This window comes from Pseudomonas sp. 05L36, from assembly GCF_056398125.1.
On sequence record NZ_JBFTOU010000030.1, the window covers coordinates 15,788 to 40,583 of the forward strand.

At 59.2% G+C, this 24,796-nt stretch carries 23 protein-coding genes and 4 pseudogenes; 17 read left to right on the top strand and 10 right to left on the bottom strand.

The window, feature by feature from the left end; genetic code table 11:
- Positions 1-36: 36 nt before the first annotated feature.
- The 3 genes from sorB to AC1DKH_RS25425 form a co-directional block, all read right to left on the bottom strand.
- The gene (sorB, locus tag AC1DKH_RS25415) at positions 37-681 is read right to left on the bottom strand and encodes a SorB family sulfite dehydrogenase c-type cytochrome subunit (RefSeq protein ID WP_477799652.1); all 645 of its coding nucleotides are present in this window, start codon (positions 679-681) and stop codon (positions 37-39) included.
- 10 nt (positions 682-691) lie between these two features.
- Positions 692-1,933, bottom strand: coding sequence for a SorA family sulfite dehydrogenase catalytic subunit (gene sorA, locus AC1DKH_RS25420; RefSeq protein ID WP_477799653.1), 1,242 nt, complete (start codon positions 1,931-1,933; stop codon positions 692-694).
- Positions 1,934-2,395: 462 nt separating this feature from the next.
- Positions 2,396-2,704 (bottom strand): DUF6124 family protein, encoded by a 309-nt coding sequence (locus AC1DKH_RS25425; protein ID WP_477765311.1) that lies wholly within the window; start codon positions 2,702-2,704, stop codon positions 2,396-2,398.
- A gap of 457 nt (positions 2,705-3,161) precedes the next feature.
- Here AC1DKH_RS25425 and AC1DKH_RS25430 point away from each other — a divergent pair, with 457 nt between their 5' ends.
- The gene (locus AC1DKH_RS25430; RefSeq protein WP_477799654.1) at positions 3,162-3,437 is read left to right on the top strand and encodes a DUF3892 domain-containing protein; all 276 of its coding nucleotides are present in this window, start codon (positions 3,162-3,164) and stop codon (positions 3,435-3,437) included.
- A 760-nt stretch (positions 3,438-4,197) separates the two neighbouring features.
- On the opposite strand, the gene mqo is transcribed toward AC1DKH_RS25430, so the two are convergent.
- A complete protein-coding gene (gene mqo, locus AC1DKH_RS25435; RefSeq protein ID WP_477799655.1) occupies positions 4,198-5,844 on the bottom strand; it encodes a malate dehydrogenase (quinone) in 1,647 nt (548 codons plus the stop codon).
- A gap of 410 nt (positions 5,845-6,254) precedes the next feature.
- Here mqo and ilvD point away from each other — a divergent pair, with 410 nt between their 5' ends.
- Positions 6,255-7,937 carry a dihydroxy-acid dehydratase gene (gene ilvD, locus AC1DKH_RS25440; protein ID WP_477799656.1) on the top strand — a complete coding sequence of 561 codons (1,683 nt, stop codon included), beginning with the start codon at positions 6,255-6,257 and terminating at the stop codon, positions 7,935-7,937.
- A gap of 156 nt (positions 7,938-8,093) precedes the next feature.
- Here ilvD and AC1DKH_RS25445 read toward each other — a convergent pair whose 3' ends face one another.
- Positions 8,094-8,744, bottom strand: coding sequence for a DUF2238 domain-containing protein (locus AC1DKH_RS25445; protein WP_477799657.1), 651 nt, complete (start codon positions 8,742-8,744; stop codon positions 8,094-8,096).
- Positions 8,745-8,902: 158 nt separating this feature from the next.
- Between AC1DKH_RS25445 and AC1DKH_RS25450 the strand changes: the two genes are divergently transcribed.
- A complete protein-coding gene (locus AC1DKH_RS25450; protein WP_477755620.1) occupies positions 8,903-9,334 on the top strand; it encodes a nuclear transport factor 2 family protein in 432 nt (143 codons plus the stop codon).
- A 132-nt stretch (positions 9,335-9,466) separates the two neighbouring features.
- On the opposite strand, the gene AC1DKH_RS25455 is transcribed toward AC1DKH_RS25450, so the two are convergent.
- Entirely contained in the window at positions 9,467-10,282 is an 816-nt protein-coding gene (locus AC1DKH_RS25455; protein WP_477799658.1) for a helix-turn-helix domain-containing protein, read from the bottom strand.
- 134 nt (positions 10,283-10,416) lie between these two features.
- Here AC1DKH_RS25455 and AC1DKH_RS25460 point away from each other — a divergent pair, with 134 nt between their 5' ends.
- Both AC1DKH_RS25460 and grxC read left to right on the top strand, forming a co-directional pair.
- Entirely contained in the window at positions 10,417-10,935 is a 519-nt protein-coding gene (locus AC1DKH_RS25460) for a carboxymuconolactone decarboxylase family protein (protein WP_477799659.1), read from the top strand.
- 26 nt (positions 10,936-10,961) lie between these two features.
- Entirely contained in the window at positions 10,962-11,213 is a 252-nt protein-coding gene (grxC, locus tag AC1DKH_RS25465) for a glutaredoxin 3 (RefSeq protein ID WP_477755623.1), read from the top strand.
- A 154-nt stretch (positions 11,214-11,367) separates the two neighbouring features.
- Here the strand turns inward: grxC and AC1DKH_RS25470 are convergent, their stop codons facing one another.
- The 3 genes from AC1DKH_RS25470 to AC1DKH_RS25480 are packed head-to-tail and all read right to left on the bottom strand — an operon-like array spanning position 11,368 to position 14,341.
- Positions 11,368-12,876, bottom strand: coding sequence for a tripartite tricarboxylate transporter permease (locus AC1DKH_RS25470; protein WP_477755624.1), 1,509 nt, complete (start codon positions 12,874-12,876; stop codon positions 11,368-11,370).
- 15 nt (positions 12,877-12,891) lie between these two features.
- Positions 12,892-13,374 (bottom strand): tripartite tricarboxylate transporter TctB family protein, encoded by a 483-nt coding sequence (locus AC1DKH_RS25475; RefSeq protein ID WP_477755625.1) that lies wholly within the window; start codon positions 13,372-13,374, stop codon positions 12,892-12,894.
- Between the two features lies 1 nt (position 13,375).
- Positions 13,376-14,341 carry a Bug family tripartite tricarboxylate transporter substrate binding protein gene (locus tag AC1DKH_RS25480; RefSeq protein WP_477788671.1) on the bottom strand — a complete coding sequence of 322 codons (966 nt, stop codon included), beginning with the start codon at positions 14,339-14,341 and terminating at the stop codon, positions 13,376-13,378.
- Between the two features lie 372 nt (positions 14,342-14,713).
- On the opposite strand from AC1DKH_RS25480, the gene AC1DKH_RS25485 reads away from it, so the two are divergent.
- From AC1DKH_RS25485 to AC1DKH_RS25520, 8 genes and pseudogenes are all read left to right on the top strand, one after another.
- Positions 14,714-14,971, top strand: coding sequence for a DUF2790 domain-containing protein (locus tag AC1DKH_RS25485; RefSeq protein WP_477799660.1), 258 nt, complete (start codon positions 14,714-14,716; stop codon positions 14,969-14,971).
- 84 nt (positions 14,972-15,055) lie between these two features.
- Positions 15,056-15,727: a heavy metal response regulator transcription factor gene (locus AC1DKH_RS25490; RefSeq protein ID WP_477755628.1), complete on the top strand. Its 672-nt coding sequence runs from the start codon at positions 15,056-15,058 to the stop codon at positions 15,725-15,727.
- A gap of 8 nt (positions 15,728-15,735) precedes the next feature.
- Positions 15,736-17,166, top strand: a complete 1,431-nt coding sequence (locus tag AC1DKH_RS25495) for a heavy metal sensor histidine kinase (protein WP_477799661.1) — start codon at positions 15,736-15,738, stop codon at positions 17,164-17,166.
- A 108-nt stretch (positions 17,167-17,274) separates the two neighbouring features.
- A complete protein-coding gene (locus AC1DKH_RS25500) occupies positions 17,275-19,653 on the top strand; it encodes a DUF3772 domain-containing protein (protein WP_477799662.1) in 2,379 nt (792 codons plus the stop codon).
- A gap of 31 nt (positions 19,654-19,684) precedes the next feature.
- Positions 19,685-19,885: a hypothetical protein gene (locus AC1DKH_RS25505; RefSeq protein ID WP_477799663.1), complete on the top strand. Its 201-nt coding sequence runs from the start codon at positions 19,685-19,687 to the stop codon at positions 19,883-19,885.
- 9 nt (positions 19,886-19,894) lie between these two features.
- Positions 19,895-20,317: pseudogene (locus AC1DKH_RS25510) on the top strand (methyl-accepting chemotaxis protein); the annotation flags it as partial.
- A 311-nt stretch (positions 20,318-20,628) separates the two neighbouring features.
- Positions 20,629-21,732 (top strand): NAD/NADP octopine/nopaline dehydrogenase family protein, encoded by a 1,104-nt coding sequence (locus AC1DKH_RS25515; RefSeq protein WP_477799664.1) that lies wholly within the window; start codon positions 20,629-20,631, stop codon positions 21,730-21,732.
- 28 nt (positions 21,733-21,760) lie between these two features.
- On the top strand, positions 21,761-22,651 hold the full coding sequence (locus tag AC1DKH_RS25520; protein WP_477799665.1) for a DMT family transporter: 891 nt from the start codon (positions 21,761-21,763) through the stop codon (positions 22,649-22,651).
- A 78-nt stretch (positions 22,652-22,729) separates the two neighbouring features.
- On the opposite strand, the pseudogene AC1DKH_RS25525 reads toward AC1DKH_RS25520, so the two are convergent.
- Positions 22,730-22,894, bottom strand: a pseudogene (locus tag AC1DKH_RS25525) (flavin-dependent monooxygenase); the annotation flags it as partial.
- Between the two features lie 24 nt (positions 22,895-22,918).
- Here AC1DKH_RS25525 and AC1DKH_RS25530 point away from each other — a divergent pair.
- The 4 genes and pseudogenes from AC1DKH_RS25530 to AC1DKH_RS25545 form a co-directional block, all read left to right on the top strand.
- Positions 22,919-23,436 (top strand): annotated as a pseudogene (locus AC1DKH_RS25530) (amine dehydrogenase large subunit); the annotation flags it as partial.
- 35 nt (positions 23,437-23,471) lie between these two features.
- Positions 23,472-23,687, top strand: a pseudogene (locus AC1DKH_RS25535) (cytochrome C); the annotation flags it as partial.
- A gap of 112 nt (positions 23,688-23,799) precedes the next feature.
- Entirely contained in the window at positions 23,800-24,018 is a 219-nt protein-coding gene (locus tag AC1DKH_RS25540; protein WP_477799666.1) for a DUF4287 domain-containing protein, read from the top strand.
- A gap of 96 nt (positions 24,019-24,114) precedes the next feature.
- On the top strand, positions 24,115-24,786 hold the full coding sequence (locus tag AC1DKH_RS25545) for a class I SAM-dependent methyltransferase (RefSeq protein ID WP_477799667.1): 672 nt from the start codon (positions 24,115-24,117) through the stop codon (positions 24,784-24,786).
- Positions 24,787-24,796 lie beyond the last annotated feature (10 nt).

The following is a 24,796-nucleotide window of genomic DNA, read 5'->3' on the forward strand; positions in this document are numbered from 1 at the left end:
TTCAGTGGGCTTTTTTCTCATCAGGCTAACGCTGATTCACTGCTTCATGATGAACGTCGCCAGGCTCTTCAGGTCGTCCGAACTCAACTGCGCGAACGGTGGCATGGGCACATCCCCCCACTTGCCGCTACCGCCGTGCTGAATGCTCGACATTACCCGGGCCAGTGCCTGCGGGTCATTGGCATACTTGACCGCCACATCGCGATAGGCCGGGCCGACGACCTTGTGGTCGACCGCGTGACAGGACAGGCAGGCGTTGTCCTGGAGCAAGATCGAGGCGACTTTCGCTACCGACACCGTCGGTGGCTGATCCGTCGGCGGGTTCGAGGCCGCCTGAACATCGGCATCGCTCGCCTGGGCACTGCCGTAGGTCACTGCCAGATAGGCGCCGATCACCTTCACCTCCTGGTCGCTGATCGGCGCACCGTACACCTGCTGCATCTTGCCTGCTTCAGCAGTCCATTGCGCCAGGCTCATGCCAGGCGGCTGGAAGTTGATGTAATCGGCCGAATGGCAGATCGAACACTTCTGCTGCGCCAATGGGTAGCCCGGCAACGTACTGGGCTTGAGCGCCGCCGTTTCGGGCGGCAAGGTGATCGACAGTGGCGCTGCACCCGCCATGCTGGCCAGACCAACCTGAACCGCGCACAGCACGGTGCTCATGAGTTTCACAAGTTTCATGCAGTCCTCCTCAGGCGACGGTCACGTGGCTGGTTTCGACGACGTGGCGGCGGTAGCCACCGGGGTTCCAGTCCGCCTGCAGCGGCTGAGTCTCGCCCGCACTGTTGCTGGCCCGTACCATCAACTGCGTGGCGCCCTTGCTGGTAAAGGTGATCGGCAGTGTCCACTCACGGAAGGAGAAACGGCCAAGGTCCTGCCCAAGCGCAGCTTCGCGCCAGATTTTTCCGCCGTCGATCGACACCTCCACCTTGTTGACCCCAACGCCACCGTCGAACGCGATGCCCTTGAGCACCACGCTTTTGTTCAGCGGCAATACATCGCCGTGTTTAACGCTGGTGATGAAACTGCGCACCGGCAGCCTGGAAATCGGCCGGGTTTTCGCCGCCGTGGTGCCGGGGGCAATGCAGAAGCAATCGTTATCCGGAACCCGGTACGCCTTGGCCATGAAGAAACCGTCATAGGTATGGTCGATGACCTCGATCTCACTCAGGTGCTTGACCCAATACGTGCCGAAATAGCCCGGCACCACCAGACGAATCGGGTAACCGTTGAGAAATGGCAGGTCGGTGCCATTCATCGACCAGGCAATCATCGGCTCGCCGTCCATGGCATGGCTGATGTCCAGCGCCTTGATGAACTCCGGCGTGCTCGGCAGCACGGGTTTGTCGAGCCCACGGAAAGTCACTTGCGCGGCACCGGCTTTCACACCGGCCTTTTCCAATACCGCCTTGAGCGGCACCCCCACCCACCGCGCATTGCCCATCGAGCCATTGCCCAACTGGGCACCAAACACCCGCGGCATCGAGAAGCCACGGCTGTTACCCGAACATTGATTGACGGCCACCACTTCCACCGGTTCGGCGAGGGCCTTGAGCTCGGCAAGAGATAGCGACAGCGGCGTATCGACCGAACCCTTGATCGTCAGGCGGTAGCTGTCGGGATCGATGCTGGTTGGGAAACTGGCCAGGTGATAACGCACGAAAAAGGCGTCATTGGGCGTGATCGGCCCTTCGTTGAACACCGGGAACGGCGTCTCCAGGTGCGGCGGTCGAGTGGTCACCAGGGTCAACGGGCGTTTTTGCGGGTATTGCACCAACGGTCGTGGGCCAGCGGCAAAGGTCACTTCTTCAGCGTTTTCGTCTGCTGCCTTGGCGAGGTTTGCCAACGGCGAGGCCGCCAAAGCCAAAGTGAATGCATCGCGTAAAACCCGCCGGCGGCTCGGCTGGTTGCTGTCTACGAAACTGAACTTCATTCTGCGCTCTCTCTGATTGTTTTATTGAGATGCAACTGACAGTCCCCCATCAGAGTAGCGAGGCAGGACTTCATGTGCCAATGCGGTTTCGCTTTACGGTTCGAGGTCGGTAAACAAACCAGTATCGTCACGTGCAAGCGGGTTGCTTCACATTAAGCGTCAGTGACTTGGCAATTGATGACAGGGGCTGCCGAAGCGTGCGGCATAGAGAGCAATGCTGTTCAGTTAAGCGAATGTGGTCCTCTGTAGGAGCGAGCTTGCTCCGGGCGGCGTTCCGACGATGAACGTCAACGATGACGCTGCAAACCTGATACCCCGCGGGGTTCTCAGGTTCATCGCGAGCAAGCTCGCTCCTACAGGTATCGGTGTTCCCCGGGATTGCGTGAAAAACCCAAAAAAAGCCCACTGACCGTCGCCGGTTCAGTGGGCTTTTTCACATCAGGCTAAAACCGCCCTCGCCTGCTACTGCGGATCTACCTGATCCAGCACGCGGTTCACCGATAGTTCCGCCAAGGCAATCATCTGTTGAACCCCCAGTGCCAAATTGCATTTAGGGCCGGAGAGGATAAACGCCAGTTCACTGGCCATGACACTGGCCGAGGCAAGGGTTTCACAGGCGTGAACCAGGAGAGTTTCGTTGTTGACGTTGGGGGCGATGGTGAAGATGGGGTTGGGACGGCGGTCGGTCATTTGGGGCTTGCGAGATGAGGACTCGGAATCGGCGTCTATCTGCGCGTCCGTTTCAGGGGGATTCGGAGTTGGTTTTATCATTGTGAAGCTCCTATGAAGTGAGCCTCTCCCCATCCGCTACCACGCAAAATAGGGAGACGACTGTACACGGGGTGGTAGACCGGTCATAGGAACCCGGCAGGCCGAAGCCTCCCATGCACAGCCGCCACAAAGCAGCCAGCACAAAAAAACGCCCTGAGGCGTTCTGGGTCTATGAAGAAACCGGGCTACCACACCCGTTCGCTGAATTGGCAGCGACGGGCCAAGGTTAGCGAGGTGGGTTGTGAAGTGCAAGCCTAGTTAGCAGGTGAAAGACGCACAGCAAGAACGTAAGCCTAGCACCTCAGAGAAATCTTAAATTGATCCGAATTTGTTCTTTAGGCCGTAAATTTAGAACTCCGATCATTAGAATTAGCGATGGATGGATGTTTGTCTACAATCAGTTCAGCGACGTCCGAAAGCCTAGAAAAATCGATAAAAGGAAAGCCAAAATGCCGGATTGCAGGATTGCAGGATCACCTGTATCACCTTGTCAGACTCAAATAGATTTCACGAACGGATTATTCAGGTTGGTAATGGTTCTGTACCTTGGTTTCTTTCTACCTCTGACACCGCGAGACGCATAGAGGCAGGTACAGACACCTTCTATGTTTTGGACTCGAATGGTCAACGTGCAAATGTCGGAGTTGTTAAGCCTACTAACGGAACACCTTACTTGAGAACGTACGCTGATGGAGTGTGGACCGACAACCTACTAAGTCTAATTAGCTGCTGACAATTAACATACGAACAAAAAACCGACACAACAACAAAGATGCATCACCTGTATTACCTGACCAAGAACGGGGCACTTAAGACTTTAACAAATTACAGCAAAATACTCGATAGCTTCGCCAACTTATCCAAAGAGTAATAAGATCCAATTTTTTGAGAAATTTTGGCGAAGAAACCGAAAATCATGTTGAGTGATCGATCCAGAAGCCAGCCACACAACCCTTCTGTAAGGAGTTCGCATTGAATACTAACTCTCGAGCATGTATTGCTTACACAACTGCCTGTTTATCTGGCAATAACGCCTCATCCGTGTACGACTACTCAGAGTCTAGACACATAAATATTAGTGGCACCATCAATCAAACCAACATTAATATTTACGACCACGACAGGAACTGCTACATAACTGGAACCTCAAGCAGTCTATATGATTACGGCAACAGCGCTTACATCCAACTCAACCTTAATGGGACTCAATTCACAGGTTACGACTATCACACCAGCAGTTACTTTAACGGCAACATAAATGGACGTTCCATATCAATTTATGACTACGAAACCGCAACCTACTACAACTACAGCATTTAAACACCCACTATAAAAACAAAACCGAAAACGCGAAACAATATTGATTACCACCCTAAACTCTAAAAAACAGCCCCACCGGTGATACTTCTCGCTGACAATTTTACTGACACCAAACACAAAAAAACCCACTGACCGTCGCCGGTTCAGTGGGCTTTTTTTGATCCGGTCTCTAATTACAGAGCCATATCACTCGCAGCATTAGCCTTCGGAGCCTTCACAGCAGTATCGACAGTCACTGGCTTCACAGCCGGCGCGATCACCGCTGGTGGCGGAGTCAGCTGCAGCACCTTGGCGGTGTAGGCCCACTCTTCTGCAACTTTCTCAGGGCTGTTGTTCAGCTGAGTGCCGTAGCTCGGTACGATCTGGTGCAGCTTGGCCTGCCACTCAGGGGTCGCGACCTTGTCCTTGAACACTTTCTGCAGCACGCTCAGCATGATCGGTGCGGCAGTCGAAGCGCCTGGGGAGGCGCCCAGCAGGCCGGCGATGCTGCCGTCTTGCGAAGCGACGATTTCGGTGCCCAGTTTCAGCACGCCACCGGCGGCTTCATCACGCTTGATGATCTGCACGCGCTGGCCGGCTTGCCACAGGCGCCAGTCTTCAGCCTTGGCGTTCGGGAAGTATTCTTTCAGGGCGTTCATGCGGTCTTCATCCGACAGCATAAGCTGGCCTGCCAGGTATTCCACCAGCGGGTATTCCTTGATGCCGACCTTGGTCATTGGCCACACGTTGTGGGTGGTCGTGGTGGTCAGCAGGTCCAGGTACGAACCTTCTTTCAGGAACTTGGTGCTGAAGGTCGCGAACGGGCCAAACAGGATCACGCGCTTGCCGTCCAGCACGCGGGTGTCCAGGTGTGGAACCGACATCGGCGGTGCGCCCACCGAAGCCTTGCCGTAGGCCTTGGCCAGGTGTTGCTCGGCGATGGTCGGGTTCTCGGTCACGAGGAACGAGCCGCCTACCGGGAAGCCTGCGTATTCACGGGCTTCAGGAATGCCGGACTTCTGCAGCAGGTGCAGGGCACCGCCGCCGGCGCCGATGAACACGAACTTGGCGTCGGTTTCGGTCTTGCTGCCGTCTTTCAGGTTCTTGTAGCTGACGCGCCAGCTGCCGTCTTCGTTCCTGGTGATGTCCTGTACTTCGCTGGACAGCTTCAAGTCGAACTTCGGCGTGGTTTGCAGGTGCGCAACGAACTGACGGGTGATTTCGCCGAAGTTCATGTCGGTGCCGAGCGGGCTCCAGGTGGCCGCGATCTTCTGGTTCGGGTCACGCCCTTCCATCATCAGCGGCACCCACTGCTTGATCACAGCCGGGTCTTCGGAGTACTGCATGCCGGCGAACAGCGGGCTCGCTTGCAGGGCTTCGTAGCGCTTCTTCAGGAACTTGATGTTGTCATCGCCCCACACGAAGCTCATGTGCGGAGTGGAGTTGATGAACGAACGCGGGTTCTTCAGCACGCCTTGCTGAACCTGCCAGGCCCAGAACTGACGGGAGATCTGGAACGCTTCGTTGATTTCAACGGCCTTCGGGATCGAAACCTTGCCGTTCTCGTCTTCCGGGGTGTAGTTCAGCTCGGCCAGGGCGGAGTGACCGGTACCGGCGTTGTTCCAGCCGTTGGAGCTTTCCTGGGCGACGCCGTCGAGGCGCTCGACCATTTCCATCGACATGCCAGGTTCCAGCTCATTGAGCCACACACCCAGGGTCGCGCTCATGATGCCGCCGCCGATCAGCAGCACATCGACTTTCTTGGCCTCTTGCGCGTGGACGGATGACATCCCCATCGACAAAGCCAGCCCCAGCAGGGCCGTGTTCACTTTCTTAAACATCTGTAGCACCTATGATAAAACGCCATCCGCCCTTCCATCCTCATGCGCACAGCCCCGTGTTTCACGGCAGTCACGGGTGCGGCACTCAAGGATTGCAGGGTGGGCACACAAGGCCGATGAACCGCATCGACCCCACTTTAATGTCCCTTCTGAACTGACTTTTTATCGTTATTGGCTTCAGCTACTTGAGCGACAGTGATTCCGTCGGCACGTCTTGCGGACATGCAAACTGAATAGGTCAAACCAAGTTGGCGCGCAGAATATCACGACAAGGCTTACCCGCGCGTCTGTTCCCGACCGGTTAGTCCGGGCCCGGGCGCCCGGCCTTCTATACTCATCCTGTTTTTCTCACCGAGTGTGTGAGCAACAGCCATGAGTGATAGGAACAGCCATGAGCGAAAGGAGCAGTCATGAGCGACAAAGACGATCTGCGCAAGTACTCCTCTCAAGTGATCGACGGCGTGGAGGCCGCTCCGGCACGCGCCATGTTGCGGGCCGTGGGCTTTACCGATGCCGACTTCCAGAAGCCGCAGATCGGCATCGCCTCGACCTGGGCCATGGTCACGCCCTGCAACATGCACATCGACAAGCTGGCGCTGGAAGCCGAAAAAGGCGCGAATGCCGCGGGCGCCAAGGGCGTGATCTTCAACACCATTACCATTTCCGACGGCATCGCCAACGGCACCGAAGGCATGAAGTATTCGCTGGTGTCCCGCGAGGTGATCGCCGACTCCATCGAAGTGGTGGCCGGTTGCGAGGGTTTCGACGGCCTGGTGACCATCGGCGGCTGCGACAAGAACATGCCGGGCTGCCTGATCGGCATGGCGCGGCTCAATCGCCCGTCGATCTTTGTCTATGGCGGCACCATCCAGCCGGGCACCGGCCACACCGACATCATTTCCGTGTTCGAGGCCGTGGGCCAACACGCGCGGGGCGATATCAGCGAGATCCAGGTCAAGCAGATCGAGGAAGTGGCGATTCCCGGCCCCGGTTCCTGTGGCGGCATGTACACCGCCAACACCATGGCCTCGGCCATCGAAGCCTTGGGCATGAGTCTGCCCGGTTCCAGCTCTCAGGAGGCCATTGGTGGCGACAAGGCATCGGACAGTTTCCGCGCCGGTCAGCAGGTCATGGAGCTGCTCAAGCTCGACCTCAAGCCTCGCGACATCATGACCCGTAAAGCCTTCGAGAATGCCATTCGCGTGGTGATCGCCCTCGCCGGCTCGACCAATGCCGTGCTGCATCTGCTGGCCATGGCCAACGCGGTGGATGTGGAGCTGACCCTGGATGACTTCGTCGAACTGGGCAAGATTTCCCCGGTGGTCGCCGACCTGCGCCCCAGCGGCCAATACATGATGAGCGAACTGGTGGCCATCGGCGGCATTCAACCACTGATGAAACGCATGCTCGATGCCGGCATGCTGCACGGCGATGTGCTGACTGTCACCGGCCAGACCCTGGCGGAAAACCTCGCCAGCGTGCCCGACTACCCGGCCGGCCAGGACGTGATCCGGCCGTTCGACCAGCCGATCAAAAAGGATTCCCACCTGGTCATTCTGCGCGGCAACCTCTCGCCCGACGGCGCCGTGGCCAAGATCACCGGCAAGGAAGGCCTGCGCTTCGAAGGCACGGCCCGGGTCTATCACGGCGAGGAAGGTGCGCTGGCCGGCATCCTCAATGGCGAAGTGCAGCCCGGCGAAGTGGTCGTGATCCGCTATGAAGGCCCCAAGGGCGGGCCGGGCATGCGCGAAATGCTCTCGCCGACTTCGGCGGTCATGGGCAAGGGCCTCGGCAAGGAGGTGGCGCTGATCACCGATGGCCGTTTCTCCGGCGGCTCCCACGGTTTCGTGGTCGGTCACATCACGCCGGAAGCCTTTGAAGGCGGGCCGATTGCACTGGTCGAGAATGGCGACAGGATCATCATCGATGCAGAGACCCGGCAGATCACGGTGGATGTCTCCGATGCCATGCTGGCCGAGCGCAAGTCGCGCTGGGTGCGGCCGCCATCCAAGTACACGCGCGGGGTGTTGGCCAAGTATGCAAAGACGGTTTCCAGTGCTTCGGAGGGGGCTGTGACGGATAAGTATCTTTAGGCCGTGAGGACGGTGTTGTTGGATAGGACGCCATCGCGAGCAAGCTCGCTCCCACAGGAATCGAGGTCGTACACAAATGCTGCGTACACCTGATTCACTGTGGGAGCGAGCTTGCTCGCGATGGCGTCCTGTCTGGAAACAAACCGATCCACCCGATCACCTTGCTGTCGTCATCGAGTGTTTTTGCGCCATGCCGCGCAAAGACACCAGCAACAGACAGGCAAACGCCCCAACCACCGCGATGGCCATGTCCTTCTGCGAATCCCACGGATCGTTTTGCGCGCCGACGAAGGCGTTCGCCGTGTCATTGCCCAGAAAGGCCCCGCCGATCCACTCCACCAGTTCATACACGGCGGAGGTCGACAGCATGATGTTCAGGGTCACGAAAAACAGCCAGAAACCGCGCAGCGGCGTCAGGCGCCACAGGACTTCGCGCACCGGATAAGCCAGCAGCAGCCCGTAGCTGCAATGCACCAGTCGGTCGTAGTGATTGCGGTGAGCACCTGCCGCCCGGTCGAAACTGAAGCCCAACCACGCCGAAGACCAATGATCGTAAGGCACCAGGGAATAGGTGTAGTGGGCACCCAGTTCATGCACGCACAGAAACGCAAACACCAGCGTGATGGACGCCGCCGACAAGCGGAACCGACGGGAAACCGCGACCAACGTCCCCACCAGCAACAGCACCAGCAGGTTTTCCAGCGCCCAGTCCACCCGGCTGCGGGGGAAAAAACCCGACACCACGACAATCACCAGGAATACCAAGAGCAATGTCAGGTCGTGCCGTAAACGTTGGTTCGGCTGCATGACTGGAATACCTCGAAGTCAGGGCATCGCCCTTTTAACTTCGAGGCAAGGCCGCCGGGCAAGTTCGCTTTTTTCCGCCAATGCGTGCTAAGTTGTACGATGACTGATGAATATTCGCCCAGTCGTCGCGCTATCCCTACAACAACAAGGAAACACCCATGAAAAAAGCAAAAATGCTGATTGGTTTTCTGTGCCTGTTCAGCGGCTACGTCGCCGCCACCCAGGTTGCCGCGGACAAGGACGTGGCCCAGGCGGTCGACCACCTGACCCAGGCCATGTTGCACAAAGACATCCCGGAACTGAACGCCTTGACCGCCGAGAACCTGACCTACGGGCATTCCAGCGGCAAGATCCAGGACAAGCAGGCCTTCATCGCCGACATCGAAACCGGCAAAAGCGCCTTCAAGACCCTGGAGATGCAAAACCAGACCATAACCGTCTCGGGCGATGTCGCGCTGGTCCGTCACCACTTCTCGGCGCAAGCGCTCAAAGGTACTGAAGTGGTGCCCACCGAAATCGAAAACTTCCAGATCTGGCAAAAGCAGGACGGTAAATGGCTGTTGGTGGGACGGCAGGCGTTCAAGTTCTGATGCATTGCTAAAACCACCGCCGTACCTGTGGGAGCGAGCTTGCTCGCGATAGCGTCAGGCCAGTCGACATTGATGTTGAATGGACTACCGCCATCGCGAGCAAGCTCGCTCCTACAGGGGTTTTCGGGTGAATCAACTACCTTTCCACTCCCTGGGGCTCAGCCCGGTTTTACGCCGAAACGCCCGGGCCAGCGCCGAGGGACTTTCGTAACCGACCTCCTCGGCAATCAGCGCAATCGGCCGGCCCTCGCGCAGACGTTTCTGCGCCAGGCTGATGCGCCAGCTCACCAGGTAATCCACCGGCGTCTGCCCGACCACCTGGCGAAAGTGCTCGGCGAAACTGGCCCGCGACATGTTGGCGGCGACCGAAAGTTCGGCCACGCTCCAGGCCTTGGCCGGGGTTTCGTGCATCAGGCTCAGGGGCCGCGCCAGGCGCGCATCGGCGAGGCCGGCCATCATGCCCGGCTGCTGGCCAGTGGTGCTCAGGATGTGCCGCAATAACAGAATCACCAGCAGCTCGAACAGGCGATCCATTACCGCTTCGCGTCCGCACGTACCGTCAAACGCCTCATTGAACAGCCATTCCAGGGTCCCCGCCAGCGTCGGGATTTCATCGAGCTTGAGCACCAGGTAATCCGGCAGCGCCGCTGCCAGGGCATTGCCCGCACCGCCGTCGAAATCCAGGGTCGCGCACACCAGTTGCGTGCCGGACGCTTCAGACGCGAACAGGCGATGTCGATAGGGCCGGGGGAAAAAGATCAGGCTCGGTTCGGTCAATTGCAGATCCGGCTGATCGCCCATCTTGAGCAACAGTTCGCCAGCCTGAAGCAGGTGCAAGTGGCCGCTGGCCTGTTGGCCGTCGTAGGCGGCGGTGCCGCAAAACGTACCGCTGTGAAAGGTGCCGGCATTGACGCCGAAGTGCGTGAGCAACGTGGACAAGCGATCCATGACAGGGCTCCCGAAGGCGGATCTGGACGATCTGTCGCATATCCTCGACGATTTGCACCCAACAAGCCAAGCACTCTCCCTAACATCAGCTCCGTACCTAGCGCATACCGCGCTTCACACCACGGAGTATCACCATGACCCGCATTGCCCCGATCAACATCGAACACGCCACCGACACCACCCGCCCGCTGCTGGAAGGCGTGCAGAAGAAAATCGGTTTTCTGCCCAACCTGTTCAAGGTACTGGCCCACGCCCCGGCGGTACTGGCCTCGTACCTGCAAAACTCGGCCGCACTGGGCAAGACGTCCTTGAGCGCCACGGAAAAAGAAGCGGTGTTCCTCGCCACCTCGCAGGTCAACGGCTGCGACTACTGCCTGGCGGCCCACACGCTGTTTGCCGGCAAGGCCGGGCTATCAGGTCAGGACATCCTCAGTGCGCGTCAGGGTGAACTCAACGCTTATGCCACCCTCGCCCGCCAGGTCACCGAAAGCCGTGGCCACCTGACAGTCGAACAGATCGCCACTGCGCGTGCCGCCGGTATCGACGACGGCAAGATCATCGAAGTGATCGCCCACGTGGCTTCGCAGACACTGACCAACTACCTGAACAACACAGCGCTGACCGACATCGACTTCCCGGCCATCGATGCTTGAATGACTTGAACGACGGAGTACTCACCATGAACACCGTGACCTTGTACACCACCGACACCTGCCCTTACTGCCGCAACGCCAAGGCCTTGCTGGCGAACAAAGGCGTGGCGATGCAGGAGATCAATATTCAGCGCGAGCCAGGCAAATTCGAGGAAATGCTCAGCCGCAGCAACCGCCGCAGCGTGCCGCAGATTTTCATCGGCGACACGCACATCGGGGGCTTCGACGACCTGGCCAAACTGGATCGTCAGGGTGGGTTGATGTCGATGCTGGCCTGAGTTAGTCAGGTATTGGTTTTCCACCTGGTCCACTGCAAGACCCTGTGGGAGCGGGCTTGCTCCGGGCGGCGTTCCGACGAAGGCGGTGTGTCAGCGAAGTAAATATCAACTGACCCGACGCCTTCGCGAGCAAGCTCGCTCCTACAGAGATTGCTCAATCATCCTCATGCAACTTGATGCCGCGTTTATGCAACACATGGGGCACCACCAGCACCAGCAGCGTCAGGGCGAGGAAGAACGCCGAGATCGGTTGCGTGACGAACACCGTCCAGTCGCCCTGGCCGATGGACAAGGCGTTGCGCAGTTGTTTCTCGGCCATCGGCCCCAGCAGCATGCCGACGATCACCGGGGCGACGGGGAAGTCGAAACGGCGCATCAGCACCCCGCCCCAGCCAATCGCCAACATCAGGATCAGGTCGAAGGATGAGTGGCGCATGCCGTACACGCCGATGGTGGCGAATACCAGGATGCCGGCGTTCAGGTACGGCCGGGGGATTTGCAGCAGTTTGACCCACAGCCCCACCAGCGGCAGGTTCAACACCAGCAGGATCACGTTGCCGATGTACAGCGAGGCCACCAGCGTCCAGACCAGGTCGGCGGAGGTTTCGAACAGCATCGGCCCCGGTTGCAGGTTGTAGTTCTGGAACGCCGCCAGCAGGATCGCAGCGGTGGCGGACGTCGGGATGCCCAGGGTCAGCAACGGCACCAGCGATCCGGTCGCGCTGGCATTATTGGCCGCTTCCGGGCCGGCGACGCCTTCGATGGCGCCCTCGCCCTTGTTGGCGGAAAACTCCTTGGGATACTTGCTGAGTTTGCGTTCGGTGGAATAGGACAAAAAGGTCGGAATCTCGGCGCCACCGGCCGGAATCGAACCAAACGGAAAACCGATCAGGGTGCCGCGCAACCAGGCGGGGACTGAGCGTTTCCAGTCGGCGCGAGTCATCCACAGCGAGGTCAGTCGATGCCGCCCTTCATTTGACTCCGTTTGATAGAGCAAGCTGTACAACGCCTCGCCCACCGCGAACAAACCGACCGCCACCAGCACCACTTCGATACCGTCCACCAGTTCGGGAACGCCCAACGTGTAGCGGGCAATACCCGAGGTCGAATCCAGCCCGATCAAACCGATGGTCAGCCCGACGCCCAGCGAGGCAAACCCGCGCAGCATCGAGGCGCCGAGCACCGCCGACACGGTTGTGAACGACAACACCAGGATCGCGAAATACTCGGTCGGGCCGAAATTCAGTGCCAGCCTGGCCACGATGGGCGCAAACAGCGTCAGCAAAATCGTGGCGATGGTGCCGGCGACGAACGAGCCGATCGCCGCCGTTGCCAGCGCAGGTCCGGCCCGGCCGTTGCGCGCCATCAGGTTGCCTTCCAGGGCCGTGACCATCGACGACGACTCGCCGGGGGTGTTGAGCAGAATCGAAGTGGTGGAACCGCCGAACTGCGCGCCGTAGTAGATACCGGCGAACATGATCAAGGCGCCGGTGGGGTCGACCTTGGCGGTGATCGGCAACAACAGGGCCACTGTCAACGCCGGACCGATCCCCGGCAGCACGCCGATGGCGGTGCCGAGCAGGCAGCCGATGAACCCCCACATCAGATTGATCGGCGTCAACGCCGCGGCAAAACCCATCGCCAGGCTTGAAAGAATGTCCACGGTGTCGATCTCCTTTCAAAGCCAAATGTTGATCAGCGACGGCAGGGAAACCCCCAGCCCGGCGTTGAACAGCCAGTAGATCGGCAGGGTCAAGGCAATGCCGATGGCCAGGTCCCGCACGGGATGACGGCTGCCAAAACCCCGCGCCGAACAGGCAAACAGCAACCCGGCGGCCAGCACAAACCCGATCAGGTTGATCAGCACCGCCACCCCGACAAGACCCGCGGTCACCCAGGCCGCACCGGCTTTTCCACCCGGGACCGTCGGGGTGTCGTTATCCAGCTCGCGAAAGCCGCCACTGATGGCCTGATACCCCAGCAGCAGCCCCACTGCGCCCAGAAAGCCTGCCACGACATAGGGATAAACGTACGCCGGGAGGATGACAAAACCCATTTCAGGCGGAAAACGGTAGGCGCCAATCGCCAGCACGACGCTGATGGCGATCAGGCCGATGCCGACGGCCAATTGCGTCGGCACCACTGCGCGCAGTGTGGCCATTTCAAATCAGCCCGACCTTGACCAGCATGGCGTGCAACCGCACGTGTTCTTCCTCGACGAATTTGCCGAACTCATCGCCGGTCAGCACACTGGGCGTCCAGGCGTTGGTCTGGATATTGTCCTGCCAGACCTTGCTGTTGGTGGCGGCCACGACCGCGTCGATCACTTCCTTGCGCTGCTGCGGGGTGAGACCCGCTGCACCGTAAACGCCGCGCCAGTTGCCGATCGTCACGTCATAGCCGCTCTCCTTGAGGGTCGGTGCATCAATGCCGGGAACGCGCTCCGGCGCGCCGATGGCCAGGACACGGAACTGGCCGGTCTTGATGTATTGGCCCAGCTCGGCGTAACCGCCGGTGATCACCTTGAGCTGCCCGCCCAGCGCCTGGGCAACCACCTCGCCACCGCCACCAAAGGCCACGTAATTCACCTTGTTGACCGGCACGTCCAGCTTGCCCGCCAGCTCGGCGATGCCGATGTGATCCACCGAGCCCTTGGAACCGCCACCCCAGGTGATGCTCGTCGGATTGGCCTTGAAGGCCTTGATCAGGTCATCGAGGGTCTTGAACTCGGACTCCTTGCGCACGGCGATCACGTTGTACTCGGTGAACAGCCGGGCAATGGGCGTCACATCCTTCAGGCTGATCTGCGGTTTGTTCTGTTCGATGCCCGCGACCATGATCGCGCCGACCACCAACAAGGCGTTCGGGTCACCCTTGGTGCTGTTGGCAAATTGCGCCAGGCCCAGGGTCCCGCCGGCCCCGCCCTTGTTCTCGAAAGTGACGGCCTTGGCCGTATTGGCTTCGACCATGGCCTTGCCCAGCACCCGGGCGGTCTGGTCGTAACCACCGCCCACCGAGCCCGGGGCCATGAATTTCACGGTATCCAGCGCGAAGGCGGGTGCGACCAGCACGGCAGCGGTCAAACCAGCGGCCACGCAACGACTGAAACGATGGATCAAAGCGGACATGGGCATCTCCTGATTGCATTGTTTTTATAGGTGCCGTTTGCCCATCGACGTACTCGATGAACATGGGCCTGCGAACAAGCTTAGGCCATGGATCCGTGGGTTGATCTGTTTTAAAGCGCTGCAACACCTTGTAGGAGCGAGCTTGCTCGCGATGGACGCTAACGATTACGCGTGCTGTCTGAATAAACACAGTGCCTTTACGTCCTTCGCGAGCAAGCTCGCTCCTACAAGGGTTTGCGGTGTTCCAACCTGCGTTTGATTACAACTTTGTCATCAAGCTGTTGGTCGGCTGTCCGGATCGCCTCGTTAACCTGAACTCACTGTCAGGCCAACCACCGGCAGCCACCCTGCCCTTGTAGAGAGAGATTCGTCATGAAAATGTTGATCCTTGGATTTGCCGCCCTGCTCGCCACCGGTTCGGCGTTTGCCGCTAACCAGCCCACCTCATCGATCATTCACGACAACGACGGCTTCTATGTCCCGGTGGAGGTGGCCAAGGTCCTGTCGATGACCGACCTCAACGGCAATTGCGGCATCGTGCCAGCGCAGTTCAACTACCTCGACCACCAGGGTCGCGAGCACCAGCTGGACTACCAGGTCCAGGGCGTGGGCTGCATTGGTGAGAACTGAGCGGATGCCTGCCGTCACCGCTGATCGGGCTACACTTGCGCCACTGATGCGCCCCCGTAGCCCGACCGAAACAGGCAGGTCCCGATGAACATCCTCGTAGTCGAAGACGAACCCAAGGCCGGCAATTACCTGCTCAACGGCCTGCAGGAACTCGGATACACGGTGAGCCTGGCGCGGGACGGCGTCGACGGCTTGCACCTGGCCCTGGAACACGATTTCGATGTGATCGTGCTGGACGTCATGATGCCGAAGATGGATGGCTGGGAAGTCCTGCGCCGCCTGCGCAAGGAAGCCGACACGCCGGTGCTGTTCCTCACCGCCCGGGATGACATCGCCGACCGCATCAAAGGCCTGGAACTGGGCGCCGACGATTACCTGATCAAACCGTTTTCCTTCGCCGAACTGGTGGCACGCCTGCGCACCCTGACCCGGCGCGGCCCTACACGGGAAGAAGAACACCTGCACGTCGACGACCTGCAGATCGACGTGCTCAAGCGCCGCGTCAGCCGCGCCGGCAACCGCATCACCCTGACCAACAAGGAATTTGCCCTGCTGCACCTGTTCGCCAGCCATCAGGGCGAAGTACTGTCACGCTCGATGATCGCCTCCCGGGTCTGGGACATGAATTTCGACAGCGACACCAATGTCGTCGATGTCGCCGTGCGCCGCCTGCGCCTGAAAATCGACGATCCGTTCCCGCTCAAGTTGATCCACAGCGTGCGCGGCATCGGCTACCGCTTCGACACTCAACCCTGAATGCCCCCATGAATGCCATGACGCCGCTGCAATCCGCCTCCCGTCTCAGTCACTCCCTGACCCTGCGTCTGGCGCTGGTGTTCGCCCTGCTGGCGTTTGTCTCGCTGGCGCTGCTGGGTGTCGCGCTGTACCGCGACCTGGAGCGCGAGTTGATCCGCCGCGACGACATTGCCTTGATCACCCGCATCGACCAGTTGCGCACCTTCCTCAACGACAGCAATACCCTGGACCTGATCAAGGCCAAACCGGCGCTGTTCCAGAACATGATGGGCAACCGCGAGGCCCTGCTGACCATCGGCACCCCGGGCCAACCGCCGTTGCTGGTGGTCAACCCGGGCAACCTGACAATGCCGGTGCTGACCCCGGTGGCCATGGATCATCGGCTGACCCTGGACGACGTGCAGCATTTGCCCAACGTCAATGGCGTGCCGTTTTCCGCCTTGGCGGCGACCATCGACTCGGGTGATCTGGGCAGCCTGCAAGTGGTGACCGGGCGCTTGATGACCGAACGCACCGCCGTGCTCGCCGACTACCGGCTCAATGTGTACCTGTTCGCCAGCGTCGCGGCGATTCTGCTGGCGCTGTCCGGTTATGTGCTGGTGCATCGCGGCCTGTTGCCCGTGCGGCGCCTGGCCCGCCACACCCAGAGCATCGACGTCGGCAACCTCAACGAACGCCTCGACAACCAGGGCGCGCCGCTGGAACTGTTGCCGATGATCGACGCCTTCAACGCCATGCTCGACCGGCTGGACAAAGGCTTCATACAACTGGGCCAGGTGTCGACCGACATGGCCCACGAGCTGCGCACGCCGATCAACAACCTGCTCGGCGAAACCCAGGTGGCCTTGCAGCAGAATCGCAGCACCGACGCCTATCAACAGCTGTTGGCCTCCAATGTCGAAGAGCTCGAGCGCCTGGCGCGCATGCTCGACAACATGCTGTTTCTGGCCCGCACCGATCCGCGCAGTGCCTTGCGCCAGCGTCAGGAGCTGGATGCCGCCGACGAAATGCAACGCATGGCCGACTATTTCGAAGGCCCGGCAACCGACGTTGGCATCTGCATCAATGCCCGGGGCAACGGCCTGATCTGGGCCGAGCCCATGTTGCTGCGTCGTGCATTGGCCAACCTGTGCGCCAACGCCATCAAGTACGGCGCGCCGCATTCCGAGCTGTGCATCCACGCCAGCCCGACCGCCGACGGCATCCAGGTACAAGTGCGCAACCACGGCCCGACCATCCCGGCCCGGCATCTGCCACGGCTGTTCGAACGCTTCTACCGGGTCGATGAGTCCCGTGAACGCTCGGCCCAATCAAATGGCCTGGGCCTGTCGATCGTGGCGACGATCATGCAACTGCACAACGGTGCCTGCCACGTCAGCAGTGCCGACGGCATCACCTGCTTCGAACTGTTTTTCCCGGCGCGGCAACAGCATGAGTAACGCCTGAGCGAAAACCACCCGGGGCACTTGCGACAAAACAATGCTCGAGGGCGCGTGTCATGACCTAACCTCATTGGCTAAGTGACTAACAACCCGTCGAGCACGCCGATGTGCAATGTACTGAGGTCAATGATTTACGTCGCCTTCGCGCTTCTGACGGCCAGCCCGGGATGGCTGTTGGCGGCGTCCGACACCCTTGCCCCCGCCCCCGCAGCCCCGATCATCAGCATCGCCGACAGCGAATTACTGGGGGTGCAAAACCAGCTGAACAGCCTCAAGCAGCAGGTTTCCCAGGCCAGCAATTACACCCAGCTGGAAAGCTCACAGGACCTGGTGCAAGTACTCATTCAGGATATTGAACGCCTGTCCACATCGCTGCTGCCCGGGCAGGCGCAGTTGCAGGCGCAACTCAACGTGCTGGGGCCAGTGCTGCTCGACGAGAACGCACTGGTGACGTCGGCGATTACCACCCAACGAGACACCCTCAGCGAGCAAAAAAACAAGATCGATAGCCAACTCAAAACCCTGGCCGCGCTGAAAATAAGTGCCGCCGAGCTGATCACCCAGATTGGCAGTATTCGGCGCAGCCTGCTGGAAGCGGAAGTGACCCAGCAGACCAGCAGTATCCTGAACCCGGGTTTCTGGTCGCCATTGTTCGATTTTCCGATCGAGGACCGCCAACGTTTCAGCGCTCTCATCGAGCAACTCGAGGTCACGCACCGGGCTGCCTGGCAACCCGGACAACGCGGGATCACGGCCGCCCTGCTGATCCTGGCCTTGGCCATCTGGACCGTGGGGCGAAAGCTCGCCGGCCGGGCTCTGGCATGGTTGTGCATCCATCGAATGCCTGAAGGCCGGTTGCGGCGCAGCTCCCTTGCGCTGGCATCGGTAGTGGCAACGGTGCTGACCGCCGGCATCGCCCTGCAACTGCTGCATTTTGCCGGGACCCGCCAACTGCCCTACACCCCGCTGCTGGCCGACCTGGCGCAGTATCTGGAAAAGCTGGCCTATACCTGCGTGCTGATCACCGGATTGAGTCGCGCACTGTTGTCGACCAAACATCCCTCATGGCGCCTGCCCGATATTGCCGATCCGGTGGCGCTGGCGATGGAGCCCTATCCGAGGTTGCTGGCTAGCATGCTGCTGGTGCTGGTGACCCTGGTGCAGATGAGCAATGTCACCGGCATGAGCGCCGAAGTGGTGTTGTTCGGTCGGGGCATCGTGGCGTTGCTCGCGGCACTGGTGATCGGTGCGCTGCTGTTGCGCGTCAGCAAGACTCGCAGGGACCTGATAGTGGCCGGCGAGGCTCCCGAAGGCGTCACCACCTTCGCCGGCCTGATTTATGCGTTTACCGGCATTGCTGTGGTGGTGTCCCTGTTCGCCCTGGTGATCGGCTACGTGACGATGGCCCGCTTCATCACCTATGAATTGGTCTGGATATTCATCATCTTCGCCGGTTTCTACCTGCTCACACAGGTTTACCAGGACACCTGCGACTACGTTTTTTCGCCCCGGCAACCCGCCGGCAAGACCATCAAACAGCTGCTGGGCATCGGCAATCCGCGCCTGGAGCAGATCTGCACCGTGTTGTCCGGGGCAGGCCGCGCCATCCTCCTGCTGATCGGCATCATTGCCTTGTTTGTCGGCGGCGTGGGGACGACGCTCGGGCAACTGGTCACCGGCACCGTGGCCATACTCGGCGGCGAAGGGCTGCGCAAACTGAACATCGTCCCGGACAACCTGGTCAATGCCATCCTCGCCCTGGTGATCGGCATCTACCTGATTCGCTCATTACGGCGCTGGCTGGATAACGAGTTCCTGCCGAAAACCGAGATGGACCCGGGCATGTGCGCCTCGCTGAGCACCCTGTTCGCCAACATCGGCTACGTGTCCGTCGTCCTGCTCACGCTGGCGTCGCTGGGGATCAAGTGGACTAACCTCGCCTGGATCGTCAGTGCCCTGTCCGTGGGTATCGGCTTCGGCCTTCAGGAGATCGTGAAGAATTTCATCTCCGGCCTGATCCTGCTCACCGAGCGCCCGGTGAAAGTCGGCGACCTGATCAGCATCAGTGGCGTCGAAGGCGATATACGACGAATCAACGTGCGGGCCACGGAAATACAACTGGCCGACCGCTCGATCATGATCGTGCCCAACTCCCACCTGATTTCGCAGAACCTGCGCAACGTCACCCTCGGCGGCAGCGCCCAGGGCGTGGTGATACTCGAACTGATGTTCCCATTGGATATCGATCCGGAGCTGGTGCAAAACCTGCTGATGGACACCTACACCGAGCATGAATCCATTCTGGATAAACCAGCGCCATTTTTGCGTTTCAGTCAGCTGAAACCGGAAGGCATCACCTTGACCATCACCGGTTATGTCGGCAGCCCACGCACCGTTGGCGCGATCAAAAGCGAGCTGCTGTTTGAAATTCTCAAGCGGCTGGGTGCTGCGGGCATTGAACTGGCGAAACCGCCTGCCGTGTGATGCTCGTTCACACGCCAGACTTGAACGCCTTGTGCGACGACTGCACGGCGCGCTCGACGATTTCCATGGGGTGATTTCTGCCAACAGCCAGGACGTCGGTCGCCTCGGTCAGCCGATGGACAATGCCGAGGTGATGGACGCGTTGCACCAAGGCAAACCGCAGGTGTTTGTCGACGCCCGGCAGATCAAGGTCCTTGAGCCGCTGTCGCCGATTGCCGGCGCCGCGCCGTGAGGCGTGCTGATCGAAGCGGCGCGGGCCGGTGAAGCGGGCCGTGGTTTTGCCGTAGTCGCTGACGAGGTGCGCAGCCTGGCCGGACGCACCCAGACCTCGGCGCTGGAGATCCAGCAAATGATCGAGGAGCTGCAAGTGGGTGCGCGGGAATCGGTCACCACCATGACCGAGAGCCAGCGCCAGCGCCACAGCGAAGAAAGCGTCACCATCGCCAACCTCGCCGGCTCCCGCCTGGGCAGCGTGACCCAGTCCGTCGCCGCTGCTACCGAGGAACAGACCGCCATGGTCGAGGCGTTGAATGTCGATATCACACAGATCAACAGCCTGAACCAGCAAGGGGCGGAGAATCTGCAATCGACACTGCGGGCTTGTACCGAGCTGGGACGGCAGGCGGCGCGGTTGAATCAGTTGGTGGGTAGCTTTCGCATTTGAGATTGATGTTGCCTGATATTCCGCTTTCGTCAGAGCGGCGATGCGGCGATCCCGCGAAGGAGATCAACACAACATCAATACTCATACCCGCACACCCTTCGCTCTTCGCGGGCAGTTCACGTTCCTGCAAAGCCGAGGAAATATTCGGAGGTCTTTAAGTTATTTATTTTATTTCAAATCAACTCAAATTCGATCCGAGCATTATTTATACATCCTTATTATACAGAAAACATTTATCACTATTCCTTGGTTGTTTTTTCAATCATGAAGCAAGTTAATAGCGGGCACATTTTTTCGTGAAGGATCACAGTATGAAAATTCCAATCTCCATCATCGGCGCAGGTCATTGCGGCTCTGCACTTGCAGCGGATTTATTAAGTCGCGGTATCGACGCTCTATTGTTTGCCCATTATCAGCACAGTGACAATCTTGATACTATCCGTATGGCGGGACACCTGAAGACAACACTGGCAGCCAACGGCCATGTTCATCCGCGGTTAAGTACTTCAATTGCCGAAGTGTTGGAATTTTCCAGATACATCATAATTACGGTTCCCGCTTATGGGCACGACACCATCATTGATGAGCTTGCAAAATTCGACCTGCGCGATCACGTCATCATCTGCATCACCGGAAACTTCTTCAGCCTGGCGGCACGTCGATATCTGAACGCCAAAGCCCTCGTCGAAACCAGCACTTCTCCCTATGCCTCCCGCAACGAGGATGGAAAAGTCCGAATAACCGGGATTAAAAAGTTGCTTCCGATAGCGTCAATACCGGTCAACTTGACGTCCGACATTCGTGCCGATATCGAAGCGATTTTTCCTATGCCGCTGGATTGGCGTGAAAATGTGCTTGAAATCGGCTTGTCCTGTGTGACCGGGGTCATTCACCCGGTGCCGGCACTGATGAATGCCGGATGGATCGAAACCACTAGCGGAGATTTCTACTTCTATAAAGAAGGCATGTCGTCCTCTGTTTGCCGGGTAATCGACCAGCTCGACCAGGAGCGGCAGAGTATCGCTCGCGGCTTCGGACTGAAAACCAGTTCGGTGGTGGACATCATCAATGGTTTTTATGGTCACTCCTTTTTCAGCTTCACCGAATTTGCCAGGAATTCTCCCGAGCACAACGTGATGCGCATGGCGCCGGAGCATATGCGTCACCGGTTCGTTTCCCAGGATGTACCCTACGTTCTCGTTCCGTGGTTCCAGCTTGGACAACGGATTGGCATCGAGTGCTCGACGATTGGCTCGATCATAAAACTGGCATCTGTTGTGAACAACACCGACTATCTCGCCGTCGGCCGAAATCTCCATTCTTTGGGCCTGGAAACCGAGTCAAAAAAGGAGATTCTCGAAATTGTCGGCGCTGTGAAATCTCTTCCTGAAACGGTAATTGATTCCACCTGTTGAGTCAGCGGAACCAGGGAGGGCACATGTGATGCCGAAAACTGCAAGCACCTATGGGGCGTCTTCGGCATTAGTCAGGCAGGCCATTCTCTTCAGATTGATTTCCGCACTGCTGATAGCAACGATGTATGGCCTCATAAAGGGCATGGGCGCAAGCTATCCGATCGGCCAGATTATTTTTGTACGAAATCTGTTTGCACTGATTCCGATTATCGGGTTGGTCTGCTATCTGGGTGAGTGGAAGACGCTCCGCATAAAGGAGCCGGGGGCACATGCCCTTCGGTCGATTTTCGGCACAGCCTCGCAGTTTTTCAGCTTTGCGGCAGTGGGAATGTTGCCGTTGGCGACAGCCACTGCCCTTAATAACACTGCCCCCCTGTTCATTGGTCTGTTTGCGATTGTGTTTCTGAAGGAACCGGCCAATACCGGTAAATGGTTGGCGCTTCTGCTCGGTTTCGTTGGGGCGTACCTCATCGTCTTGCCCGATATGACGTGGCGCGTGGAGACCGGTGTCCTGGTGGCGTTGCTAGGGGCGATTGCTACCGCTGCGGCGCTGATCTCCATCCGTTCAATGCCAGGCACCGAGAGCGGGACAGCCATTGCTTTCTATTTCACGCTGTTCGGCACATTTGTGGGAGCGGTCTCGCTGCTGTTCGATGGGGTAACCCCGCCGATGCGGGATCTTCCCGCGCTGGTGGCCATCGGTTTGCTGGGAGGTGTGGCGCAAGTCCTGTTGACCTTCGCCTATCAGAATGCCCCGGCATCAGTGATAGCACCCTTCGAGTATGCCACCCTGATCTTCGCAACCCTGATCAGCTTTCTATTCTGGAACGAATGTCCAGGGATCAACGAGCTTTTGGGAATCGCAGTGATTATCGGTGCTACCACCCTCCTGACGCTGAACAACAGGCGGCGGGGTTGAATCAACTGGTGGGTAATTTTCCAACGGTTCCTGGGTAGCTTGGGACATGCTGTTGATCCTTGAAAAAGTGATGAGAATTCAGATATAGCCAGGGAACGGCGGCACACCGAGGAACACCGAGCCGGCACCGTCGTACAGTCCTTCGCTGAGGAAGGCGTGCTGGGTCACCACCATCGAGTCGCGCAGGTAGCGTTGCAGCGGATGGCGCAGGTAAATGGCAGTGGTGCCGGCCAGGCTGTAGGCGTAACGGTGCTCGGTCCCGAGGAGAAGACCATCTATAGCGCCGACATCTGGTACTCCCGCGGTAGCCGCGGTAGCCGCACCGACGTGCTGACAGCGTGGGACAGCTCGACCCTGTCACCCGCCTGGGAAGTGCTGATCCCGAACAAGCGTGCCGAATTGTTGACCCAGCGTTACTCGCTCTAGCCAAGCGGTGACGACAAGTTCGTCTACGTCTACAACTTCACCCCGTCGACCTCGGTCACCGTGGTCGATACCCAGGCCAAGGCCGTGCCACGGAAATCGCCATCCCCGGTCGCGTGCTCAACTACCCGATCGGCAACCGCCGCTTCGCCTCGCTGTGCGGCGACGGCAGCCTGCAGGTGGTGACCCTCAACGATCAGGGCCAGGAAACCGCGCGCAGCCGCACACCGTTCTTTGATCCGAACGCGGAAAAACTGGTAGAGCGCGCCGTCAACGTCGGCGACACCTACTACTTCACCACCACGACCGGTACCGTACGCCCGGTGGATTTTGCCGGTGATGCACCGAAGATCCTGCCGTCCTGATCACTGGTTTCCGACGAAGACAAAATGGCCGGTTGGGCACCGGGCAACTGGCGGACTTGCTCAACTGGCTGATGAGTGAAGACGGCATGGCAGGCAAAAGCGTGCCGGCCGACTATCAGCCTTACACCGCCGAAGAAGTCACGGCGTTACGCGCCAGGACCATACTCAACCTGCCCGGCACCCGTGGCGAGTTGATCAAGGCCATGCGCGCCCAGGGCATCGGGATTGATGACGGGATGAGTTATTGAGAACAACGTGCTCCACGTTCGACCGTTTGGACGATGGACGCACTGACGGCAAATAAGTAACGTAATCGGCGCTGCATTCGAACTCAGAACATTGGAAAAGGGAGTTTGCATCGTGACCGAAGAGACAAAAACCAAAGGACCGGCTTCGTACTTCCCGTCAATTGAAAAAAAGTACGCTCAGCCGATCACCCATTGGCTGGATCTGCTTAAAACCGTCGGCGACAAGAAACACATGGAGATGGTGGCCTGGCTCAAAACCGAACACGGAATGGGTCATGGCCACGCTAACGCGTTGGTTGCCTATCATTTGGCAGCCACCAAAAGCGACTAGCCACGCGCAGTCGGTGGTGCCGGGTAAAAACCGGTTCCACCGTTAACCTTCTGTTGCCCTATCCTTTCATCCAAGCCATCACGCCGGACATCGACCATGTCAGCCCCCGAATCCACCCTCCTCGACAGCTGGCACCACAACGCCCTGGCCTGGATCGACGCCATCCGCAGCGGCACCATTGAAAGCCGCCTCAAGGTCACCGACCAGGCCATTCTGCTGGCGGTGCTGGGTCGTCAGCCCGAGCGTGTGCTCGACCTGGGTTGCGGCGAAGGCTGGTTGTTGCGCGCGCTGGCTGAACGGGCCATTGACGCGGTGGGTGTGGATGGCGACGTGACGCTGGTGGAGGCTGCGCGCGCGGCGTGCTCGTCGCCGGTGCATGTGGCGAGCTATGAAGCGTTGGCCAAAGCGAAAATCGATATCGGCCGCGACTACAACCTGATCTGCGCCAACTTCGCCCTGCTGCATCAGGACATCATTCCCCTGCTCGCCGCCATGAACCTCCTGCTCGCCCCGGGTGGTGCACTGGTGATCCAGACGTTGCATCCATGGGCAGCTGCGGCAGGCGATTATCAGGATGGTTGGCGGGAAGAGACCTTCGCCGGGTTCAAGGGGCAGTGGCAGCCCATGCCGTGGTATTTCCGCACCCTGTCCAGCTGGCTCAATGCGCTGGACATGGCGGGTTTTGCGCTAGCCGGCTTGCAAGAGCCGCAGCACCCGCAAAGCCCTGTGCCGCAGTCGTTGCTGTTGGTGGCCGAGCCGCGGCGGTGATTGGCTTTCA